At 68.8% G+C, this 18,435-nt stretch carries 17 protein-coding genes; 8 read left to right on the top strand and 9 right to left on the bottom strand.

What is annotated here, in order from left to right:
• From DL990_RS19500 to DL990_RS19475, 6 genes are all read right to left on the bottom strand, one after another.
• Nucleotides 1-1,710, bottom strand: coding sequence for a hydantoinase B/oxoprolinase family protein (locus tag DL990_RS19500; RefSeq protein ID WP_125788482.1), 1,710 nt, complete (start codon nucleotides 1,708-1,710; stop codon nucleotides 1-3).
• On the bottom strand, nucleotides 1,707-3,767 hold the full coding sequence (locus DL990_RS19495) for a hydantoinase/oxoprolinase family protein (RefSeq protein ID WP_125799481.1): 2,061 nt from the start codon (nucleotides 3,765-3,767) through the stop codon (nucleotides 1,707-1,709). The genes DL990_RS19500 and DL990_RS19495 overlap by 4 nt, the downstream gene beginning before the upstream one ends.
• Entirely contained in the window at nucleotides 3,764-5,395 is a 1,632-nt protein-coding gene (locus DL990_RS19490) for a thiamine pyrophosphate-binding protein (protein WP_125788480.1), read from the bottom strand. Before DL990_RS19490 ends, DL990_RS19495 begins: the two co-directional genes overlap by 4 nt.
• 110 nt (nucleotides 5,396-5,505) lie before the next feature.
• On the bottom strand, nucleotides 5,506-6,129 hold the full coding sequence (locus DL990_RS19485) for a pyridoxamine 5'-phosphate oxidase family protein (RefSeq protein WP_125799480.1): 624 nt from the start codon (nucleotides 6,127-6,129) through the stop codon (nucleotides 5,506-5,508).
• Nucleotides 6,122-7,279, bottom strand: a complete 1,158-nt coding sequence (locus DL990_RS19480) for an FAD-binding oxidoreductase (protein ID WP_125799479.1) — start codon at nucleotides 7,277-7,279, stop codon at nucleotides 6,122-6,124. The genes DL990_RS19485 and DL990_RS19480 overlap by 8 nt, the downstream gene beginning before the upstream one ends.
• Entirely contained in the window at nucleotides 7,263-8,276 is a 1,014-nt protein-coding gene (locus DL990_RS19475; RefSeq protein WP_125799478.1) for a glutathione S-transferase family protein, read from the bottom strand. Before DL990_RS19475 ends, DL990_RS19480 begins: the two co-directional genes overlap by 17 nt.
• A 95-nt stretch (nucleotides 8,277-8,371) precedes the next feature.
• Between DL990_RS19475 and DL990_RS19470 the strand changes: the two genes are divergently transcribed.
• Entirely contained in the window at nucleotides 8,372-9,748 is a 1,377-nt protein-coding gene (locus DL990_RS19470) for a wax ester/triacylglycerol synthase family O-acyltransferase (RefSeq protein ID WP_125799477.1), read from the top strand.
• 74 nt (nucleotides 9,749-9,822) lie between these two features.
• On the opposite strand, the gene DL990_RS19465 is transcribed toward DL990_RS19470, so the two are convergent.
• Nucleotides 9,823-10,809, bottom strand: coding sequence for a sorbosone dehydrogenase family protein (locus tag DL990_RS19465; RefSeq protein WP_125788475.1), 987 nt, complete (start codon nucleotides 10,807-10,809; stop codon nucleotides 9,823-9,825).
• Between the two features lie 315 nt (nucleotides 10,810-11,124).
• Here DL990_RS19465 and pqqA point away from each other — a divergent pair, with 315 nt between their 5' ends.
• From pqqA to pqqB, 5 genes are all read left to right on the top strand, one after another.
• The gene (gene pqqA, locus DL990_RS19460) at nucleotides 11,125-11,220 is read left to right on the top strand and encodes a pyrroloquinoline quinone precursor peptide PqqA (RefSeq protein ID WP_125788474.1); all 96 of its coding nucleotides are present in this window, start codon (nucleotides 11,125-11,127) and stop codon (nucleotides 11,218-11,220) included.
• An 86-nt stretch (nucleotides 11,221-11,306) separates the two neighbouring features.
• Nucleotides 11,307-11,987 carry a pyrroloquinoline-quinone synthase PqqC gene (gene pqqC / locus DL990_RS19455; RefSeq protein WP_125788473.1) on the top strand — a complete coding sequence of 227 codons (681 nt, stop codon included), beginning with the start codon at nucleotides 11,307-11,309 and terminating at the stop codon, nucleotides 11,985-11,987.
• Between the two features lie 2 nt (nucleotides 11,988-11,989).
• The gene (pqqD, locus tag DL990_RS19450; RefSeq protein ID WP_125788472.1) at nucleotides 11,990-12,262 is read left to right on the top strand and encodes a pyrroloquinoline quinone biosynthesis peptide chaperone PqqD; all 273 of its coding nucleotides are present in this window, start codon (nucleotides 11,990-11,992) and stop codon (nucleotides 12,260-12,262) included.
• A complete protein-coding gene (gene pqqE, locus DL990_RS19445; RefSeq protein WP_125799476.1) occupies nucleotides 12,253-13,335 on the top strand; it encodes a pyrroloquinoline quinone biosynthesis protein PqqE in 1,083 nt (360 codons plus the stop codon). Before pqqD ends, pqqE begins: the two co-directional genes overlap by 10 nt.
• Nucleotides 13,332-14,195 (top strand): pyrroloquinoline quinone biosynthesis protein PqqB, encoded by an 864-nt coding sequence (pqqB, locus tag DL990_RS19440; RefSeq protein ID WP_125788470.1) that lies wholly within the window; start codon nucleotides 13,332-13,334, stop codon nucleotides 14,193-14,195. The genes pqqE and pqqB overlap by 4 nt, the downstream gene beginning before the upstream one ends.
• Here the strand turns inward: pqqB and DL990_RS19435 are convergent.
• Complete coding sequence (locus DL990_RS19435) at nucleotides 14,192-15,166, bottom strand: aldo/keto reductase (RefSeq protein ID WP_125799475.1); 975 nt, start codon at nucleotides 15,164-15,166, stop codon at nucleotides 14,192-14,194. The two genes, pqqB and DL990_RS19435, sit on opposite strands and share 4 nt — an antisense overlap.
• 107 nt (nucleotides 15,167-15,273) lie before the next feature.
• Here DL990_RS19435 and DL990_RS19430 point away from each other — a divergent pair, with 107 nt between their 5' ends.
• Both DL990_RS19430 and DL990_RS19425 read left to right on the top strand, forming a co-directional pair.
• Nucleotides 15,274-15,792, top strand: coding sequence for a helix-turn-helix domain-containing protein (locus DL990_RS19430; protein ID WP_125799474.1), 519 nt, complete (start codon nucleotides 15,274-15,276; stop codon nucleotides 15,790-15,792).
• A complete protein-coding gene (locus DL990_RS19425) occupies nucleotides 15,789-17,009 on the top strand; it encodes an MFS transporter (protein WP_125788467.1) in 1,221 nt (406 codons plus the stop codon). Before DL990_RS19430 ends, DL990_RS19425 begins: the two co-directional genes overlap by 4 nt.
• A gap of 45 nt (nucleotides 17,010-17,054) precedes the next feature.
• On the opposite strand, the gene DL990_RS19420 is transcribed toward DL990_RS19425, so the two are convergent.
• Complete coding sequence (locus DL990_RS19420; protein ID WP_125788466.1) at nucleotides 17,055-18,431, bottom strand: amidase; 1,377 nt, start codon at nucleotides 18,429-18,431, stop codon at nucleotides 17,055-17,057.
• Between the last annotated feature and the right edge of the window lie 4 nt (nucleotides 18,432-18,435).

The following is an 18,435-nucleotide window of genomic DNA, read 5'->3' as shown; positions in this document are numbered from 1 at the left end:
TCATCTCTTCCCTCTCGACGAAACCGCTGTGTAGTCCTCCGGAAGCCGCACCAGCGCCCCGGGTTCTCCGTGATAGGTGACTTCGACGCCGTACAGTTCGCGCGCGGCTTCCACCGACACGTATCCGTCGACGACGTCGGCGAGTACGGCCTCCGGCTCCCGTTCGAACGGGTCGCCGTAACCGCCGCCGCCGGGCAGGATCACGTCCACGACGTCGTCCGGGCGCAGGTTCACCCGGCTCTTCGACGGCAAGGGACCACGGGCGAGCTCGAACCGGCCCACCGCGCCGTCGTGTCCCGAGTCCACACCGGACGCCGGCCGGAGCACCCGATCGACGTTCCCGTTGACACTCCACGAGATCTCACCGCGAGCGGCCATCGTGGTGCACTGACCGAGGCCGCCGCGCCATCGCCCGGCACCGCCGGAGTCCGTGCGCAGCAAGCGTTCGCGCTGGATCAGCGGCGCCATCGTCTCGATGACCTCCGTCGGCGTGGACCGCAGCCCGCTCGGGAACCCGGTGGTGCTGAGGCCGTCCTTCGTGGCCCGTGCGCCGATCCCGCCGGTCTGGAAGACGTTGAGCATGAACTCGCGTCCACTGGCGTCGGCGCCACGCCAGATCGTCATCCACAACGCGTCCGCGCTGTGCGCCAAAGCGTTGCCGGGCAAGGCTTCGTGCAGTGCCGTGATCAGCAGCGACGGCAGGAAGTGCCCGATCAGATGACGGGACGCGACCGGCGCGGGTGGCGCGCAGTTGAGCACCGAGCCCTCCGGCGCGGTGACGTGCACCGGCCGGAACGAGCCCGCGTTGTGCGGCACCTCCGGCGAAATGGCGGCCTTGACCGCGAACGAGGCATACGCCCGGGTGTAGTTCAGGACGACGTTGATCCCGCGGCGGCTCTGCGGCGACGATCCGGCGAAATCGAGGTGGATCTCTTCGCCGTCGATGGTCACCGCGACCTTGAGGACGACCTCTTCGTCGTCGAATCCGTCGGTCACCAGTTCGCTGGTGTACGTACCGTCCGGCAGGTTCGCCAGCGCGTCCCGCAGTGCCCGCTCGGAGCGGTTCATGATCTCGGCGGCGACGTCGTCCAGCGAATCGAGATCGAACTCCTCCAGCAGCCGCACCAGGCTGGCGGCACCGACCTCGTTCCCGGTGACCTGCGCGTACAAGTCGCCGATGGTCTCTTCCGGCGTGCGGACGTTCGCGCGGATCAGCAGTTCGAGATCCGCGTTGACCTCGCCCGCACGGAGGAACTTCATGATCGGCAGGCGCAAACCCTCTTCGAAGACCTCGTTGGCCTCGGCCGAGACCAGCCGCCCGCCGATGTCCGGAGCGTGGCAACAGGAAGCGAACCACGCGACGAGCCGTCCCCGCAGGAAGACCGGCGTGGCGACGGTGATGTCGTTGATCTGCCCTGCCGTCTGCCACGGGTCGTTGGTGAGCAGGACATCGCCCGGCTCCAGGGTCTCCGGCGGGTACGCGGCGACGAAGTGGTGCATCCCGGTCGCCATCGCGTTGATGTGGCCAGGGGTCCCGCCGACGGACTGGCCGATCATCTCGCCGCGCGAGTCGAACACCGCGCAGGCTAGGTCGAGAGATTCCCGCACGACGGAGGAGAACGCCGTGTTGACGAGCGCGTTCTGCTGTTCGGCGAGGATCGAGTGCAGCCGGTTTCCCAGCACTCCCACCAGGATCGGGTCGACACTCATACCGTCACCACCAGACCGGCGTCCTCGCCGACCACGCACCGAGCGCCCGGCGGAACGACCACAGTGGACTCGCGTTCCTCCACAATGGCCGGTCCCTCGACGCGATCGCCCGGCTTGAGGCGATACCTGTCGAACACCGCCGTGTCGGCAAAGCCACCCGCGGCGGGAAAGTACGCCGGACGGCTTCCCTTGCGCGCGTCGCCTTCGGCCTCGGCACCCGCGAGTTTCAGCGTGACCTCGGGTGCCGGGCCGCGGGAAACGACACGCCAGTTGAGCACCTCGATCGCGACGTCCGGCCCGGTCCGCCGGTACAACGTCCGATAGGTCTCGGTGAACGCGTCGACCAGCGAATCCGGCCAGTTCCCCCGCTCGACCGGCACGCGGATCTCGTAGCCCTGCCCGGCGTACCGCATCTCGGCGATCCGGCGGTGCGTCACCTCCGCACCGTCCACACCGGACTCCTCCAGCAGTTCCCTTCCTTCGGCCTCCATCTCGGCGAACAGCGCGTCGACCTGTTCCCAGGACAGGTCGAGTACCGCCGCACGCGCCGAACGCACGAAGTCGAAGGCCAGCGGCGCGGTGAGGAATCCCGCCGCGCTCAGCACCCCTGCCGCGCTGGGCGCGACCACCTCGGGCGCGCCGAGCGCCCGCGCCACACCGACGCCGTGCACCGGACCGGCGCCGCCGAAGGTGAACATCGGCAGCTTCGCCGGGTCCTTGCCGCGCTCGACGGCGTGGACGCGGGCGGCGTTGGCCATGTCCTCGTTGACGCTGGTGTGGATGCCCCAAGCGGCCTCTTCGATACTGACGCCGAGTGGGTCCGCGATCTTCGAGCGGATCGCCTCACGCGCGCCTTCGACGTCCAAAGTCATTCCGCCGCCGAGGAAATACCCCGGATCCAGGTAGCCGAGCACGAGGTCGGCGTCGGTCACGGTCGGCTCGGTGCCACCTCGTCCGTAGCAGACCGGGCCCGGCTCGGACCCCGCGGAATCCGGCCCGACGGTGAGCAGGCCGAGCGCGTCGATGCGGGCGATCGAGCCGCCGCCGACGCCGATCTCGATCATGTCGATGACCGGCACCTTGACCGGTAGCCCGGATCCCGGCAGCAGCCGGTACTTCCGGTCCACTTCGAATTCGTGCGTCACCAGCGGCGCGCCGTCGGAGATCATGCACAGTTTCGCCGTCGTGCCGCCCATGTCGAAGGCCAGCAGATCCCCGGTCCCCGCCGCGGCTCCGATCGCGGACGCGGCCAGCGCCCCGCCTGCCGGTCCGGATTCGAGGATGCGGATCGGGTGGCGTGCGGCGGTGTCGACGGTCGCGATCCCGCCGTTGGACAGCATGATGTGCGGCGACGGCCGCACCCCGGACTCGTGCAGACGCCGCTCCAGATCACGGAGATAGCGTTCGGTGAGGTCCTGGACGTACACGTTCGCGACCGTGGTCGACGCGCGTTCGAACTCGCGGATCTCGGGGACGACCTCGCTGGACAGCGCGACGCGCAACCGGGGCGCGACGTCCTTGAGCACCTCGGCGGCCCGCCGTTCGTGCGCGGGATTCGTGAAGGCGTGCAGGAAACAGATCGCCACCGCGTCGATCCCGCGGGCGTCGAGTTCGCGGCCGAGCCGCGCGACGTACTCCTCGTCCAGTCCTGTGTGGACCGTCCCGTCGGCGAGGATCCGCTCGGGGACGTCGAACCGCAGGTGACGCGGGACCAGCGGGGCCGGAAGCTCGATGAGCAGGTCGTACAGTTCGTACCGATGTTCGCGCCGCATCTCCAGCACGTCACGGAAACCGGCCGTCGCCAGCAGGGCGGTGCGCGCTCCCTTGCGCTCGATCAGCGCGTTCGTGACCAGCGTGGTCCCGTGCACGAACTGCTCGACGTCGCCCGCGTGCAGCCCGGCGTCGGCGAGTGTCCTCTTGAGACCTTCCTCCACCGCGCGAGCGGGCTCGTCGTGCGTCGTCAGCACCTTGCCGACGGCGACGACACCGGTCTCGTCGAGCACGCAGAGATCGGTGAACGTACCGCCGATGTCCACGCCGACGCGGAGCCCGGTCACGGGGATTCCTTGCGGTACCAGCGGGGCGAGGTGTTGAGCGGCGGTGCCATCTTCGCGCGGACGACGAGCACGTTCGGCTCGTCGGACTCGATGAACTCGGCGAGCAGCCGCCGGAACGCGCGCCCGAACCCGGACACCCGGTCCGCGTGCACGCCGAAGGACCTCGCCAGGCCGACGAAATCGGGACTGTCCCAGTCGACACCCCGGCGCGGGACCCCTGCCCGGTCCTGGTCGTACCGAAGCATCCCGTAGCCGCCGTCGTCGACGATGATCACCGTGACCGGCAGCTGCTCCTGCGCCATCGTGGCGAGATCACCGCAGGCGAACAGGAAACCGCCGTCACCACTGACGCAGATCGCGCGGCCGGTGCCCGCCGCACCGGCGCCGAGCGCGGCCGGGAAGCCGTAACCGAGGGTGCCCCAGCCCATCGGATACGCGAGCTTGCGCGGCGCGCGGACACGGTGGAAGCCGCCGATCCAGTATCCGGCCACGCACATGTCCGCGACCACGACGGCGTCGGGCGGCAACACCTCGTCCAAAGTGGACAGCAGATCCGCGGCCTGTGGTTCCTCTTCCTTGATCCGCTGCCGGACCCGGGCGGAGACCTTGGCGAGCCTGCCGACGAGCGCCGCGATACCGGGCCGTTCCTCGACCTTGAGCGCCTCGGTGAGCACCCGGGCGTCCCCGACCAGTGTGATGTCCGGCTGGTAGTTCTTGGCGGCGTCGTCCGGGTCGACGTTGATCGCAATGAGCTTCTTCGGCTGCGGCATCAGCCAGTTCTGCGTCATCAGCCCGTCGAAGTCGGTGCCGATGGCGAGGACGACGTCGGCTTCGTCCCACAATGCCCCGACCTCGGGCGCGTGCACCGGATTCGGGGCGAGACAGGGGTGATCGACCGGCAGGAGCCCGCGAGCGCCGAACGTGGTGAGCACCGGCGCGGCCAGCCGTTCGGCGAGTTTCCCGATCGCCTCGCCGGCCTCGGCGCGCAGCGCGCCGCCTCCCGCCCAGATCAGCGGCCGGTCGGCGGTGGCGAGGAGTGCCTCGGCCTCGGTGAGGTCCGGGATCTCGGCCGGCCGGGCGTGCGACCTCGGCGGACGACGCGCCGGCGTCCGCTCCGAGAGGAAGTCGGCCGGGATACCGAGGTAGACCGGCCCGCTCTGCGGCTGGAGCGCGAGCCGGGCCGCGCGGTGGAGCGTCGCGGCGACCTGGTCGGCACTCGAGACGGTGAACCCGGCCTTGGTGACCGGCGCGAACATCGCCTGCTGATCCGACGTCTCGTGCAGCACGCCGCGGACCACCCCGGGCCGCCGCAGCGTGGAGGGGATGTCGGTGGCGATGACCAGCACCGGCGCCGCCGACGCCATGGCCTCGCCGACGGCGGCGAGCGTGTTCGCCGCGCCGGGCCCCGTGGTCACCAACGCGACGCCGAGCTTGCCTGTCGCGCGGGCGTAACCGTCCGCCGCGTACCCGGCCGTCTGCTCGTGCCGGACGCCGACGAGCCGGATGTCCGTATCGGCCAGCGCCTCCCATAACGGCAGGTTGTGCACCCCAGGGAGACCGAAGACGACTTCGGTCCCCAGAGCGGTCAGCGCGTCGGCGAGATGCTGGGCTCCGGTGGGTGCAGGCACCCCGCCGATAGTGCCAGATCGTTCAACGATCCAGCAACCATCCACTGCGCGTGAAGGCCCCCTTCCCTCGGCTGAGCCGAGGGAAGGGGGCCTTCACGCGCAGTGCGTCGTCAGTACAACCCGGCCGAGTAGGCAGCAGGGGCGTAATAGGCCTCGAGGTCGGCCAAGCTCTCGCCGGGCCGTTCGAAGGTCTTGGCGATCGCCGCGCGGGACGGCAGCGCGCCGGGCGCCCAGCTCTCCGGCGACCAGAGCTTCGACCGCATGAACGCCTTCTGGCAGTGGTGGAAGATCTCGTCGATGTCGACCACCAGCGCCAGCTTCGGCCGGCTGCCCTTCACGATCATGTCGTCGAAGAACGGCGCTTCCCGCACGAGCCGCGCGCGGCCGTTGATCCGCAGTGTGTCGCCGCGGCCGGGGATCAGGTAGATCAGCCCGACGTGCGGGTTCGACAGCACGTTGTGGAACCCGTCGGCGCGCCGGTTGCCGGGGCGCTCCGGGATGGCGATCCGCGTGTCGTCCAGCACCAGCGTGAACCCGGCCGGGTCGCCCTTCGGCGAGACGTCGCAGGTGCCGTCGGCCGCCGACGTCGCGATCAGCACGAACGGTGACGCCGCGAGCCACTGGCGGTCCATCTCGTGCAGTTTCGGACGCGCCTTGTTCGCGGTCCGTTCCAGCGGCGGCGGCAGGATCTCGCGCAGCTCGGCCTCGGTGGTGACTTCGACGAACTCAGACAATGTTGTGCTCCCTCGTCACGGCCCGGTCGCCGGCGAACCGGCGGACGTCGAGCCCGGTGATGTCGATGGCCGGGACCCACCCCAGGTAGAGGTCCCGCACGAGCTCCCCCACCGCCGGGCCCATCTGGAACCCGTGTCCAGAGAAACCGGTCGCGTAGAAGAACCGCGACAGGTGGACGCTTTCCCCCACGATCTGGTTGCGGTCGGGGGTGACCTCGTACAGCCCGGCCCAGCCGCCGCGGATCCCCGCGTCGAGTACCGCGGGCACCCGGCGCGCGGCGATTTCGGCGAGTTTCGGCAGCCAGTCGCCAGGCTGGTAGCGGGTGTCGAAGCCGGGTTCGCCGTCACCGTCGCAGAAGGACATCGCCAGGCCGAGGCCCTCGCGGTGGAAGTAGAAGGCGGACGGCATCTCGATGGTCAGCGGCACGGATCCGGGCAGGTCCGCGACCGGGCCGGTGAACACGACCTGCCGCCGGAACGGCCGCACCGGGAGGTCGACGCCGGCGAGTTCGCCGATCCGCCCCGACCACGCGCCCGCCGCGCAGACCACCGCGTTCGTCCGCACGAAGCCTTCGCCGGTCAGGACACCGGTGATCTCGTCGCCGTCGCGTTCGATCCCGACGACCTCGACGCCGGTCCTGAGCACCGCGCCGTGCGCGCGTGCCGCCCGCGCGTAGCCCTGGACCGCGGAGTCCGGCGTCGCCTTGGCGTCGTCCGGCGACCACAGGGCCGCGATCACGCCGTCGGTGTCGATCAGCGGGGAGAACCGCCGCGCTTCGGCGGGCTCGACGAGCCGGCTGCGGACGCCGTAGGAGTTCTGCAGTTCGGCGCAGCGCTCGAATTCGGGCAGATCGGCCGGGTCGGTGACCAGGTACAGGTAGCCGTCGCGGCGGAAGTCGATCTCGGTCCCGTACGTCTCGGCGAAGGAGGCGTACTCGGCCAGCCCGCGCAGCCCGATCTCGATGTTGACCCGGGTGGTGAACGACGACCGGATCCCGCCCGCGGCCTTCGCGGTCGAGCCTCCGCCGAGGCTCCCGCGTTCGAGCAGCAGCACCGAGACCCCGGCCGCGGCGAGCCGGTATGCGCAGCTGACCCCGACGATGCCACCGCCGATCACGACGACGTCGGTGCGTTCAGGAAGTGGCTCCATCCGTGTCCCCGATCCGTTCGTCCTCGGGCGGCGGTCCCGGCGGCGTGCCGTCGCCGAACGGGCGCCCGCCCAGCCGCTCCCGGTGGTGCGGCGCCGTCCAGCCGGACAGGTCCGGTCCCAGTGGGACGATCCGCGTCGGGTTCACCTGCTCGTGCACCGCGTGGTAGTGCCGCTTGATGTGGTCGAAATCGACGGTGTCACCGAAACCCGGCGTTTGGAAGAGGTCACGGGCGTAAGCCCACAGCACCGGCATTTCGGTCAGTTTGTTCCGGTTGCATTTGAAATGCCCGTGATACACCGGATCGAAGCGGACGAGCGTGGTGAACAGCCGGATGTCCGCTTCGGTGATCGTGTCACCGACGAGGTAGCGCTGCTCTTCCAGCCGCTCGGAAAGCACGTCCAGCATGGCGAAGAGCCGGGTGTACGCGTCCTCGTACGCGGCCTGTTTGGTCGCGAAACCGGCTTGGTACACAGCGGCGTTGACGTCCGCGTAGACGCCCACGTTGACGTCGTCGATCTCGTCACGCAGTCGCTCCGGGTAGAGGTCGGGCGCGCCGGGCCGGTGGAGACTGGTCCATTCGGTGGACAGATCCAGGGTGATCTGTGGATAGTCGTTGCTCACGAGCCGCTTGCTCGGAATGTCCACAATGGCCGGAACGCTGATCCCGCCCATGTAGTGCGGGTCGGCCGCGTGATAGGCCTCGGCCAGGTACTTGATGCCGAGCACCGGATCCCGGTCATCGGGATCGAGGGTGAACCGCCAGCTCTTCTCGTCCTGGATCGGGTCGGCGACGGCCACGCTCAGCGCGGACTCGAGGCCGAGCAGCCGCCGGACGATCAGCCCGCGGCTCGCCCAGGGACAGGCCCGGCTGACCACCAGCCGGTATCTCCCCGCTTCCACCGGCCAGCCGTCACGGCCGTCGGCGGTGACACGCGCGTCGAAATGGTTGGCGGACCGACGGAACTCACCCGTCTGCGGATCGGTCGGGATCGTCATGTGAGCCACCCTAAAGCGTGAGATGGTGGTTTCGGTGTGCGTAGACTCTGGCACCCGGCGTGCTCGCACGCCGCCGCGCGGAAGGTGGTCCGACGATGCCGTTCATGCCCGTGACCGACTCGATGTTCCTTCTCGTCGAGACGCGCGAACATCCGATGCACGTCGGCGGGCTGCAACTGTTCAAGAAACCCGAGGACGCCGGACCCGACTACCTGCGTGACATCCGCCGGAAACTGCTCGATTCCGACAACATGCGCCCGGTGTTCCGGCGCCGCCCGGCCCGGCCGGTCAACACCGCGGGCCACCTCGCCTGGTCGACCGACACCGAACTCGAACTCGACTACCACTTCCGGCATTCGGCGCTGCCCCAGCCCGGCCGGATCCGCGAACTGCTGGAGCTGACCGGACGCTGGCACAGCACCCTCCTCGACCGGCATCGTCCCCTGTGGGAGATCCACCTGGTCGAGGGGCTGCAGGACGGCCGGTTCGCGATCTACAGCAAGATCCACCACGCGCTGATGGACGGCGTCTCGGCGCTGCGGCATCTGCAGGGCACCCTGTCGGACGACCCGTTCGACCTCGACTGCCCGCCGCCGTGGGGTTCCCGGCCCAAACCCGAGGGCGGCCGCGACGGCAAGGCGTCGCCCTCGCTGTTCCAGACCATGGGCAAGACGGTCAACCAGCTCGCCGGTATCGCGCCCGCCGCGATGAAGGTGGCGCGCGAGGCGTTCCAGGAGCACACCCTGACGCTGCCTTCGCAGGCGCCGAAGACGATGTTCAACGTCCCGATCGGCGGTGCCCGGCGGTTCGCGGCGCAGTCGTGGTCGCTGGACAGGGTACGCAAGATCGCCACGGCGGCCGGGGTGTCGCGCAACGACGTCGTCCTCGCGATGTGCTCGGGAGCGTTGCGGGACTACCTGATCGAACAGAACGCGCTTCCCGACGCGCCGCTGACCGCGATGGTCCCGGTTTCCCTGCGGCGCAAGGACAGCGGGGACGCGGCGGGGAACAACATCGGCGCGCTGCTGTGCAATCTGGCCACGCACCTGAGCGATCCGGCCGCACGGCTCGCGGCGATCAACGCGTCGATGCGGAACGGGAAGAAGCTGTTCTCGGAGCTGACCCCGTTGCAGACGCTGCTGCTGTCGGGGATCAACGTCGCCCAGCTCGGCGTGTCGCCGATCCCCGGTTTCGTGAACAACACGAAACCGCCGTTCAACCTGGTGATCTCCAATGTGCCGGGGCCGCGCAAGCAGATGTACTGGAACGGCGCGTCGCTCGACGGCATCTACCCGGCGTCGGTGCTGCTCGACGGGCAGGCGCTGAACATCACGCTGACCAGCAACGGGGACAACCTGGACTTCGGCGTCACCGGCTGCCGCCGCAGCGTCCCGCATCTCCAGCGCATCCTGACCCACCTGGACACCGCGCTGGTCGAACTCGAGCACGCGGTCTCGCTACCCCGCAGCTGACCCCCGCAATTCGGCACCTGGTTGCGGTAGTTCAGCATCGAACTACCGCAACCAGGTGCCGAATTGCGTCGGATTCAGCTGCCGTCGGAGACGTAGAGAGCGCCCGGGGTGATCGTGTACAGCTGGCCGTCCGGGCCGGCGACCGCGTCACGCGTGCGGCCGAGGTTGGTCCAGAGCTTGCCGCCGTTGCCGTTCAGGTCGAGCTTGTACGTGCCACCCTTGAGCGAAGCCATGTACAGCGAGCCCTTGTAGGCCGCGAGCCCGCTCGGCGTCGCCGAAGACGTCGGCCAGGCCTTGACCGGGTTGGTCATCCCCGCCGTGTTGCACGGCCCCTCGCAGGTCGGCCAGCCGTAGTTCTTGCCGGACTCGATCTTGTTCAGCTCGTCGAGCCTGTTGGCGCCGATGTCGGAGACGTACAGCTGACCGTTCGCCCAGGTCAGACCCTGGACGTTGCGGTGGCCGTAGGAGTAGACGCGACTGTTGAACGGATTGCCGGGCGCGGCCGCGCCGTCGGTGGTGACGCGCAGGACCTTGCCGCCGAGGGAGTTCTTGTTCTGCGCGTTGGCACCGTTCTGGCCGTCGCCGGTGCCCGCGTAGAGGTAGCCGTCCGGGCCGAACCTGATCCGGCCGCCGTGGTGATACTGCGAACCGCGCGGGATGCCGGTGACGATCGGCGTCGGCGTCTGGCCCAGCTTCAGCTTGGCGATCCGGTTGTCGGAACTGGTCGTGTAGTAGATGAAGACCGTCTGGTCGGTGGCATAGTTCGGCGAAACGGCGATGCCGAGCAGTCCCGCCTCCGCGGTGACACTCACCCCGGGGATGGTCTGGACCGTGGTGACCTTGCCCGCCTTGTCGATCTTGCTGATCGTCTTGGCGTCCTTCTGCGTGAAGAGGCCGGTGCCGTCGGGCAGGAAGTCGATCGACCACGCCTGGTTGAGGCCGCTCGCGAGTTGTCTGATCGCCTGGACGGACGGCGCTTCGGCGGCCGCCGCCGGAACGGCCGCGATCGACACGGCCGTCGCGGCGGCGAACGTGGCGGCGAGAATACGACGTAAGGACATGGGACGCCTCCTTCAGCTACACCCCTGGAGCTCGGATGGCGGCGGTAGACGGGTGGTCGGGGTGCACCCGTCGAGTTGGATACAAACACACCGCAGGACGAAACGGACACCACTGGACGGGCTATCGACAGGGCCCGCCGTTAACCGTTATGTGCGCCGAGCGTGACGATCGGAGTCGCTCGATCGGCCATAGGTAGGAAACTTTACAAAACACCTCCGGAAGTCGGTCCTTGCGTCTGGTCAGAATCGGCGGCCCGCTTCTAGGGTGACGGTGGCTCGGCCCTGTTCGATCCCATGTGGACGTTAGGAGCGGAAATGATCGAAAGCATCGAGGTATGGACCACCCCCGACTTCGTCGAGTACGAAACCCCCATGGAGGTCACCGCCTACGCGGCCCGCATGGAGGACTGACTTCGTATCCGGTGGTGGGGGCCGTTCCCCCACCACCGCGCCGCCGTCCCGATCAGCGAGCCGTTGGAGGCAGCACGGTGTCCCCCATGTCGTCGTCGGATTTCATCGCGGCCTTGCGCGGGCTTTCGCACCGCTATTGGGGCACCCACCCGTTCCACGAGCGGATGCACCGGGGCGACCTGTCCGAGTCCGAACTGAAGATCTGGGCCGCGAACCGCTGGTACTACCAATGCGTGCTCCCGCAGAAGGACGCGGCGATCATCAGCAACTGTCCGTTGCCGGAAATACGCCGGGAATGGCTCGACCGCATCGTCTATCACGACGGGACGAAGGCAGGCGACGGCGGAACCGAGCGGTGGCTCCGCTTGTGCACCGCGGTCGGGCTCGATCGCGAAGAGGTTCTCGATCAGCGGCACGTCGCCCCCGGCGTACGGTTCGCCGTCGACGCCTACGTGACTTTCGCCCGCACGAAACCGTGGCTCGAAGCGGTCGCTTCGGGGCTGACCGAAATGTTCGCCGGCCATCTCATGCAGCGACGGGTCGCCGACATGCTGGCGAACTATTCGTGGATCGCGCCGGAAGACCTCGCCTATTTCACCAATCGCATCGACAAGGTCTCCGGCGAGGGCAAGGGAACGCTCGATATCGTCGTGCGGCACGCCGTCACCCGCGAGCAGCAGGAGAGGGCGATCGCCGCGCTGTCCTTCAAGACCGACGTGCTCTGGTCCATGCTCGACGCCATCGAGCGCGCCGCGGCCAAGGAGTAGCGATGAGCACCCTCGAAATGGGCTCGGTGCCGCGGCTGCGGCGCGGGGTCCGGCTGAGCTATGACCAGACCAGGGAAACACACGTCCTCCTGTTCCCTGAAGGCGTACTCGTCCCGAATCCGACCGCCGCCGCCGTACTCAAGCTCTGCGACGGCGTCGAAGACGTCGCGGCGATCGCTTCGGCGTTGCGCGAGCGCTATTCCGGTGTGCGCGAGGAAGAGATCCTGGACGTCCTGTCCCGGCTGGGAGAACGGCGGATCGTCGAATGGACCTGAAAACCGCGGCGCCGCCGCTGGGCATGCTCGCCGAGCTGACCCACCGCTGCCCGCTGCACTGTCCGTACTGTTCGAATCCGGTCGAACTGATCGCCCGCGACGGTGAACTGTCCACAGAGGAATGGATTTCCGTACTCTCACAGGCACGGGAGCTCGGCGTGCTCCAGGTGCACATGTCCGGTGGTGAGCCACTCGCCAGACCGGACCTGCCCGTCCTGGTCGAACACGCCACGCAACTGGGTTGCTACGTGAACCTGGTGACGTCCGGACTCGGACTGACCGAGCCCAGATTGGACGATCTCGTCGAACGCGGCATCGCGCACATCCAGCTGTCCGTCCAGGGCGCGACGGCCGAACGCGCCGACCGGCTCGCCGGTGCGCGGGCCCACGACCGGAAACTGATCGCCGCCGAGCTGATCAAGAAGGCCGGGCTGCCGCTTTCGGTGAACGTTGTCCTGCACCGCCAGAATCACGATCAGCTCGCCGGGATCATCGACCTCGCCGAGGAGATGGGCGCGGATCGGCTCGAACTGGCCAACACTCAGTACTACGGCTGGGCTCTGCGCAACCGCGACGCCCTGATGCCGACCCGGCGGCAACTCGACGAGGCCGAGCCGATCGTGCGCGCGGCCACCGAACGGCTGCGCGGGCGCATGGAGATCATCTACGTCGTCGCCGACTACTACGAGCGGTATCCGAAGCCCTGCATGTACGGCTGGGGCGCGCGGCAGTTGACCGTGGCACCCGACGGGAACGTGTTGCCGTGTCCCGCTTCGACGGCGATCAAGACGCTGGAGTTCGACAACGTACGGGACAGACCGCTGGCATGGATCTGGTACGAATCCAGCTCCTTCAACGCCTATCGCGGTGAGGATTGGATGCCGGACACCTGCGGCACCTGCGAGCGGCGCGCGATCGACTTCGGCGGCTGCCGGTGCCAGGCGTTCCAGCTCACCGGCGACGCCGCGGCCACGGATCCCGTGTGCTCGCGTTCACCACAGCGCGACGTCGTCGACCTCATCCTCGCCGCGCCCCCGAAAACGGACGAACTCGTGATGCGCGGACCGCGATGAGGGTGATCCTGCTCGGCACCGCGGCGGGCGGCGGCTTCCCGCAATGGAACTGCGCCTGCGCGCTGTGCGTTTCCGACGCGCCGCCGCGGACGCAGGACTGTGTCGCGGTGAGCGCGGACGGCGAGGGCTGGTACCTGCTCAACGCGTCGCCGGACATCCGCGCGCAGATCCTCGCCACACCACCGCTGCGCGCCGGGCCCGGGCCGAGGGAGATCCCGTTGCGCGGGGTGCTGCTCACCGACGCCGAGCTCGATCATTCACTCGGCTTGCTCCTGCTTCGGGAAGCGGGCGGGCTCCCGGTGTGGGCACCGGACGCTGTCCTGCACGCGCTCTCCGAACAGTTCCCGGCGCGGTCGATCATCGACGGCTACGGCGGCTGGGACTGGCTGCCGTCTTCGGAAATCGCCATCGACGGTCTTCGGGTGAGCGTGCTTCCCGTGAGCGACAAGCGGCCGAAGTACGCGCGTTCGTCCACTGAGGACGGCCCATGGGTGGTGGCGTACCGGATCGAAGACGTCCGGACCGGCGGCGTCCTCGTGTACGCGCCTTGCCTGAAGAGCTGGCCGGACGGCTTCGACGAGTTCACTCGCGACGCCGGCCTGGTGTTGCTGGACGGAACTTTCTTCGCGCCGGACGAGATGTCGGGAGCCACCGCGGCCGAGGTCGGCGACGGCGCCCAGCTGGCGATGGGGCATCTGCCGATCACCGGAAGTCTCGCGAAGCTGCGGCCCGGCCCGCGTTGGGCGTACACGCATCTGAACAACACGAACCCGGTGATCGACCCGGCCTCGCCGGAGCACGCCGCCGTCCTGGCCGGCGGCGCCTCGCTTCCCTTGGACGGTACCGAATTCAAGCTCTAGGCGACACCTTCCGGACTCGCGCCCGACACCGGGACGGCGTCGGCGGTGAGCCGATCGATCTCCGCGAGATTGTCCGCTGTCAGGTCGACGTCGGCCGCGGCGAGACTGGCCTCGATGTTGGCCGGCTTGCGCGCGCCCACGATCGCGACATGCACGCCCGGCTGGGCGAGCGTCCACGCGATCGCGAGCTGACCGACCGAGATCCCCTTGCCCGCGGCGAATTCCTTGAGCCGGTCGACGACGGCGAGATTGCGCCGGAAGGTCTCCCCGGTGAACGCCGAAGACCGGGAACGCCAGTCGGTCTTCTCGAACGTCGTCTCCGGCGTGAAGGAACCGGTCAGCAGGCCACTGCCCAGCGGGCTGTACACGAGCACGCCGATGTCGTTCTCCCGCGCGTACGGCAGCGGATCGGTTTCGATGTCACGGCGGAACAGGTGATACGGCGGCTGCAAGGTCTCCACCGGACGGGTCCGGTCGAAGGCGGCCAGCCCCGCGGCGTCGTAGTTCGAAACACCGACGTGCCGGATCTTCCCGGCGTCGACGAATTCCTGCAGGATCCCCGCGGTCTCCTCGGCCGGGGCGCCGGGATCGGGCCAGTGGATCTGGTAGAGGTCGATGTGGTCGACGTCGAGGAAACGAAGGCTGTCCTCGATTCCCTGTGCCAGCCACTCGCGCCGGGAATCGCGCGGCCGGTCGGAACGCGGCTTGATGCCGCCCTTCGTGGCGATGACGAGGTTGTCGCGGTCGCGCTTGAGTTCCTCACGCAGCGCCTTTCCCAGCATCGCTTCGGACTTCCCGAAACCGTAGGCCTGTGCGGTGTCGAAGAAGTTCACCCCGAGTTCGCGCGCGTGGTGGATCGCCGCGATCGCCGCGTCCTCGTCGAACGAACCCCAGTCCCCGCCGAGTTGCCAGGTGCCGAAAGCGATCCTCGAGACCTCGAGACCACTCCTGCCCAATGTCGTCGTACGCATGACTCCAGCAGAGCACAGACATCGGATCACCGCACCGGATCTCCCGGCCAATGAAACCCCCAAATAACCGTTTGACGGTTCGCGTCCCGGCAGTCGATACTCGTCCCATGTCCGACTCTCCCGGCCTCGACGGGCTCCGTGTCCTCGCTCATCCCGTTCGGCTGCGCATTCTGTCGCTTTTGACCGGTGTCGCGATGAGCGCGGCCGAAGCCGCGCGTGAACTCGGTGAGACACAAGCGAATGTCAGCTATCACCTACGGCGGCTGCACGAGGCCGGACTGCTCGACGTCGTCGAGGAGGTCCGGATCCGGGGCGGGCTGGCGAAACGCTACCGGCACGATCCGGAGTCCGGATCGCGGTGCACGTCGACGAATCCGGAGGAACACCGGCTTCTCATCACGACGATGGCCTCCGAACTCGTGCGCCGCAGCGAATTCCACGTCCACGGTGAACGCGGACTGACGGCCGACGTGGAGATGTGGGTCGACCGTGAGAGCTGGAAGAAGGCACTCGCCCACGCCCATGAGCTGAGTGAGCTTCTGCACTCGGCCGCGAAACCGCCCCGCACCCGGGGGACGATTCCGGTCAGCGCGACGGTCGCGATGTTCGAGACGAGGCGACCGTGACGTCGCTGCGCGAACCCCTGCGCCACCGCAACTTCCGCTGGCTGATCGGCGGCCGCACGTTCGGGGAGTTCGGCAACGCCGTCGCCCCGCTCGCGCTGGCGTTCGCGGTGATCGACCTGACCGGTTCGGCCGTCGACATCGGCATCGTCGTGGGCGCGCGTTCGGTGGCGAGCGTGGTCCTGCTGCTGTTCGGCGGGGTGCTGGCGGACCGCCTGCCGCGTTCGGTGATCCTGCAGGGCACCGAACTCGCCGCCACCGTGACCCAGGCCGTCATCGCGGCGAGTGTCCTTTGTGGATTCGCGTCGATCCCGCTGCTGGTCGGCCTCAGCGTGGTCAACGGCGCGGTGTCCGCGATCTCCGCCCCCGCCTCGGCGTCGCTCACCCCGTTGACGGTGCCCGCGGCACTGCTGGCACCGGCCAACGCCCTCGGCAGGCTGTTGTCGAACTCCGGCCGGATCGCCGGCGCCGGCCTCGGCGGCATCCTGGTCACCGCCGTCGGCCCCGGCTGGGCGCTCGGCGGGAACGCGCTGCTGTTCCTGGGCTCCGCCCTGTCCTACCGGTGCATCCGCCTCAGCCGCCGGGAGCGGACCCCCGGCAGCCGCCCGCTGGCGGAACTCGTCGAAGGCTGGCACGAGTTCCGGTCGCGCACCTGGGTGTGGGTCGTGGTCGTGCAGTTCATGGTGGTGAACGCGGTCATCGCCGGCGGGATCGCGGTACTCGGTCCCGTCGTCGCCGACAGCAGCTTCGGCCGCTCCGGCTGGGGGTTCGCACTCGCCGCACAGACGATCGGCTCACTCGTCGGCGGGATCCTCGTGGCTCGATGGCAGCCGCGGCGCGCACTGTTCGTCGGCGTCGCGGTGATCCTTTTCGAAGCGCCGCCGTTGATCCTCCTCGGCCAGGCGCCATGGCTGCCGCTGCTGCTGGCCGCCATGTTCGTGTCCGGCCTGGCGATCGAGCAGTTCGTGGTCGCGTGGGACGTCTCGCTGCAGGAGAACGTGCCCGAAGAAAAGCTCGCGCGCGTCTACTCCTACGACATGCTCGGTTCCTTCATCGCGCTGCCCCTCGGCCAGATGGCGGCCGGACCGGCCGCCCAGCACTTCGGGGTCAGCACGACACTGCTCGCTTGCGCCGCCCTGGTCGTGGCGGCCACCTGTCTCGCACTGTGCAGCGGCCAGGTGCGCGGCCTCGTCCGGAAGACCCACGCCGCCCAGCCCTGACCCTCTGGAAGCGATAGCAAAGGTCCCTTGCTCCCTTTCCGCAGGTCACGACCAGGGACGGACCTCCTCCAGGAGCTTCGCGACCGCGAGGACCAGGTCGTCGGAGTGTCGCGGGCCCACGATCTGCAGACCGACCGGGAGACCGCGAGAGGTGCGGCCCGCCGGGACGCTGATGGCGGGCTGCTGGGTCATGTTGAACGGGTAGGTGAACGGCGTCCAGTCCGGCCAGCCGCTGAGGCCGCTGCCAGGCGGCACCTCGTACCCGGCCTCGAAAGCGGGAATCGGGAGGGTCGGCGTGATCAGCACGTCGTAGCGCGTGTGGAATTCGCCCATCAGGATCCCCAGCGCTGCCCGCTCGGCGTTGGCGCCGAGATAGTCGCTCGCCGAGAAGGTCTTGCCGAACTCCCACACCTTCCGCAGCCCGGGATCGACCTTCGCCTCCGAACCGGCGGGGAAGGCGTCCAGCCACTTGGCTGCGCCCGTCGACCACAGGATGTCGAAGGCGGGTTTGGGGTCGGTGAAGCCTGGATCGGTCTCCTCGATGTGCAGGCCCGCGTCGCCCAGCGACTGGACCGCCGACTTGACGATCGCCGCGACCTCCGGGTCGACGTCGACGAAGCCGAGCGTCGGCGAGTAGGCGGCGATCAGCCCGCGCACGTCCCGGCGGACGGCTTCGCGGTAGGTCGAGACGGGCGGGGCGAGTGCGGCCGGGTCACGGTGGTCGGGCATCGCGAGGACGTCGAGGAGCAGCGCCGTGTCATCGACCGAACGCGCCATCGGGCCCGCGTGCGAGAGCGGCCCGAACGGGCTCGCCGGGAACAGCGGGATCCGGCCGTGCGTCGGTTTGAGGCCGACGATTCCGCAGAACGAAGCCGGGATCCGGATCGAGCCACCGCCGTCGGTGCCGACGGAGAGTTCACCCATCCCCGCCGCGACGGCCGCGGCGCTTCCCCCGCTGGACCCGCCCGCCGTCTTCGACGGGTCGATCGGGTTGCGGGTGATCCCGGTCAGCGTGTTGTCGGTGACACCCTTCCACGCCAATTCCGGCGTCGTGGTCTTTCCCAGCAGTACCAAGCCGTTCTCACGCAGCCGCGCGGTGACCGGGCTGTCGACGTCCCACGGCTGGTTCGGGTCGATGCACCGCGAACCGCGCAGCGTCGGCCAGCCCTGGGTCAGGAACATGTCCTTGATCGAGGCCGGGACACCGTCGAGCCAGCCGATCGGATTACCGTCCCGCCAGCGGATTTCGGACGCTTTCGCCTGCTCGAGCGCGCCATCGGCATCGACAAGGCAGAAAGCGTTCGTCTCGCCGTCGTGTTCTTCGATGAGACGCAACGCGTTCTGAGTGGCCTCGACCGGCGACAGCTCTCCGGTCGCATACGCGGCCACGAGCTCACTCGCGGTCAACTTGGTGTCGTTCATCCGG

It is taken from the genome of Amycolatopsis sp. WAC 01416 (genome assembly GCF_003947485.1).
Classification (GTDB): Bacteria; Actinomycetota; Actinomycetes; order Mycobacteriales; family Pseudonocardiaceae; genus Amycolatopsis.
The sequence above is the reverse complement of the archived record's forward strand: the minus strand, read 5'-3'. Positions and strand labels throughout refer to the sequence as shown.

Bases quoted from the DNA above. Each gene is read 5' to 3' on its own strand.
- DL990_RS19500 (WP_125788482.1), bottom strand. From the start codon at position 1,710: ATGAGTGTCGACCCGATCCTGGTGGGAGTGCTGGGAAACCGGCTGCAC.
- DL990_RS19480 (WP_125799479.1), bottom strand. From the start codon at position 7,279: ATGGAGCCACTTCCTGAACGCACCGACGTCGTCGTGATCGGCGGTGGC.
- DL990_RS19475 (WP_125799478.1), bottom strand. From the start codon at position 8,276: ATGACGATCCCGACCGATCCGCAGACGGGTGAGTTCCGTCGGTCCGCC.
- DL990_RS19470 (WP_125799477.1), top strand. From the start codon at position 8,372: ATGCCGTTCATGCCCGTGACCGACTCGATGTTCCTTCTCGTCGAGACG.
- DL990_RS19465 (WP_125788475.1), bottom strand. From the start codon at position 10,809: ATGTCCTTACGTCGTATTCTCGCCGCCACGTTCGCCGCCGCGACGGCC.
- pqqA (WP_125788474.1), top strand. From the start codon at position 11,125: ATGATCGAAAGCATCGAGGTATGGACCACCCCCGACTTCGTCGAGTAC.
- pqqC (WP_125788473.1), top strand. From the start codon at position 11,307: ATGTCGTCGTCGGATTTCATCGCGGCCTTGCGCGGGCTTTCGCACCGC.
- pqqD (WP_125788472.1), top strand. From the start codon at position 11,990: ATGAGCACCCTCGAAATGGGCTCGGTGCCGCGGCTGCGGCGCGGGGTC.
- pqqE (WP_125799476.1), top strand. From the start codon at position 12,253: ATGGACCTGAAAACCGCGGCGCCGCCGCTGGGCATGCTCGCCGAGCTG.
- pqqB (WP_125788470.1), top strand. From the start codon at position 13,332: ATGAGGGTGATCCTGCTCGGCACCGCGGCGGGCGGCGGCTTCCCGCAA.
- DL990_RS19435 (WP_125799475.1), bottom strand. From the start codon at position 15,166: ATGCGTACGACGACATTGGGCAGGAGTGGTCTCGAGGTCTCGAGGATC.
- DL990_RS19430 (WP_125799474.1), top strand. From the start codon at position 15,274: ATGTCCGACTCTCCCGGCCTCGACGGGCTCCGTGTCCTCGCTCATCCC.
- DL990_RS19420 (WP_125788466.1), bottom strand. From the start codon at position 18,431: ATGAACGACACCAAGTTGACCGCGAGTGAGCTCGTGGCCGCGTATGCG.